Here is a 2,621-nt window from a genome sequence, read left to right on the forward strand (position 1 = left end):
TGCGGGTTTCGGCAAAGTCCGGACAGGATTTCCGGTAATCTCCGGACACAGTTTTCAGTAATTCCCGGACAGTGATTCCGCTAAATCCCGGACAGTTTCCGGCGGCGGTTTGAGGGTTGGTTCGAGCAGCGCCGTTTTGACCATTAGGCTTCTCACGACAACGTTGAGAGGGGCCGATGCCGAGACGGAAGCAAGCAAGACGAACGACCGTGAGGGATATCCGGACAATTCTGCGCCTGACTCATGAAGAGGGTCTTTCGGTGCGCGAGATTGCCGAGCGGCTGAAGATCGGCAAGAGCTCGGTATCGACTTATTTGCTGCGAGCTCGGGAAGCCGGGCTTTCGTGGCCCTTGCCCATCGGCTCGGACGAGGATGCAAAACTGGAGCGGCGGCTGTTCGGCCGCGCCGGTCGACCACCGCGCGATCTCAGTGAGCCGGACTGGGCGCTGGTGGTTCGGGAGCTGAAGCGCAAAGGCGTGACGCTGACGCTTCTATGGCAGGAATACCGCGCCAGTCATCCCGATGGTTACGGCTTCACATGGTTCTGCGAGAAGGTCGCCACCTTTCGGCAGCGCGCGAGTGTAGCGTTCCGCAATCGGCACGCGGCGGGTGCCGTGATGCAGACCGACTATGCCGGGCCGACGGTGCCGGTGATCGATCCGGCGACCGGCATCATCCATCCGGCCCAAATCTTTGTGGCCGTGCTGGGTGCTTCCAATCTGACTTTCGCCCATGCCAGCTTTAGCCAGCAGTTGCCGGATTGGATTGACGGCCAGGTGCGTGCTCTGACTTTCTATGGCGGGGTCACCAAAGCAATCGTGTGCGACAACCTCAAATCAGGGGTGGCCAAGGCCCTTTGGTTCGAGCCGACGTTGACTGCGACGTTCGCCGCCATGGCCGAGCATTACGACACCACGATCCTGCCGACACGCAGCAGGAAACCGCGCGACAAAGGCCGGGTCGAAGGAGCGGTGCTGATCGTGGAACGCTGGATCCTCGCCCGGCTCAGGAACCGCACCTTCTTCTCACTTGCCGCCCTCAACACGGCGATTGCCGAATTGCTCGAGGAGCTGAACAACCGGCCGATGCGCCATGTCGGCAAAAGCCGCCGCGAACTGTTTGAGGAGATCGAACGGGCAGCCTTGAAGCCCCTGCCGGTGATGCCGTTCGAATATGCGGAATGGAAGTCGGCGAAGGTTCATCCAGACTACCATGTCGAGGTCGACAAGACCTTCTACTCGGTGCCGCATCGGTTGATCGGATGCACCCTCCAGGTACGGCTCACCCACCGGGTGGTCGAGATCTTCCACGATCACCAGCGTGTCGCCAGCCATGTTCGCCGCTCCCAGCGTTCCGGCCACGTCACTGTCAACGACCATATGCCGAAGGCGCATCAGCGTTATGCCAACACCACGCCAACCAATCTGATCGGCCGTGCGACCCAGATCGGCCCCAATGCCGCTATCCTGGTCGAACGCATGATGCGCGACAGGCCGCATCCGGAACAGGGATACCGCTCGGCCATGGGCATTCTGTCGCTGGCGCCACGCTATGGATCGCAGCGCCTCGATGCAGCCTGTGAGCGGGCGCTCACCATCAATGCAATCACCTATTCCTCCGTCGCCTCCATCCTCAAATCCGGCCTCGACCGGGAAAGACCGCAGGCTGAACACGCGGCCGCCACGCCTGCGCATACCAATATCCGTGGCCGATCCTACTATCAGTGAAGGAAGCAAGAATGCTGACAAACCCCACCCTCGACCAGATGCAGGCCCTCGGGCTCACCGGCATGGCTGCCGCCTGGCGCGAATTGACCGAGCAGTCCAGCACCAATGAGCTCAGCCGCGATGAGTGGCTCGGCCTAATGCTCGACCGCGAAGTTACCCTGCGTGCCGACAAGCGCATCCGTAACCGGCTCGCCTCCGCCAAGCTGCGCTTCGCTCAGGCCTGCATCGAAGATATCGACTTCGCCGCCGCCCGTGGTCTCGACCGGCGCAACACCATGGCGCTGGCCCAAGGGCAATGGCTCACCGCCCATGAGGGCCTGATTATCACCGGCCACACCGGCACCGGAAAGTCATGGCTGGCCTGTGCCTTCGGCAGGCAAGCGGCAAGGCTCGGTCACTCCGTGCTCTATGTGCGCGTGCCGCGCATGTTTGAAGATCTCGCGCTTGCCCGCCTCGATGGCTCCTTTCCCCGCCTGATCGACAAGCTCACCCGCGTCCAGCTCCTCATCCTCGACGACTTTGGAACCCATACGCTCTCGGATCAGCAGCGCTTCCATCTCTTCGAAATCGTCGAGGAGCGCTATCAGAGAAAGTCCACCCTGATCACAGCCCAAGTCCCCGTGGCAAGCTGGCACGACCTTATTGCCGACAGCACGGTCGCCGACGCCATACTCGACCGCATCGTGCACAATGCTCATCGCATCACTCTCCGGGGCGAGAGTATGCGAAAGCAAAAAGGCGCTCCCCTCTTGACGAGTGCCTAAAACGGCGAAATCAATCAACTCTGATGGTAACCAGGCCGCCGAGGACCAACCTCGTCAAACTGTCCGGACTTTAGTGAAACTGCTGTCCGGGATTTAGCGGAATCAATGTCCAGTTTTTGCGAAGCGCGCA

Annotated in this window: 2 protein-coding genes; both read left to right on the forward strand. The window is 61.0% G+C overall.

Annotation, left to right across the window (positions count from 1 at the left end; all coding sequences use genetic code 11):
* Positions 1 to 176: 176 nt before the first annotated feature.
* A complete protein-coding gene (gene istA, locus AC13QY_RS32005; protein WP_488494568.1) occupies positions 177 to 1,727 on the forward strand; it encodes an IS21 family transposase in 1,551 nt (516 codons plus the stop codon).
* An 11-nt stretch (positions 1,728 to 1,738) separates the two neighbouring features.
* Complete coding sequence (gene istB / locus AC13QY_RS32010; protein ID WP_488494569.1) at positions 1,739 to 2,491, forward strand: IS21-like element ISRsp2 family helper ATPase IstB; 753 nt, start codon at positions 1,739 to 1,741, stop codon at positions 2,489 to 2,491.
* Positions 2,492 to 2,621 lie beyond the last annotated feature (130 nt).

It is taken from the genome of Martinezella sp. CNPSo 3795, from assembly GCF_057784475.1.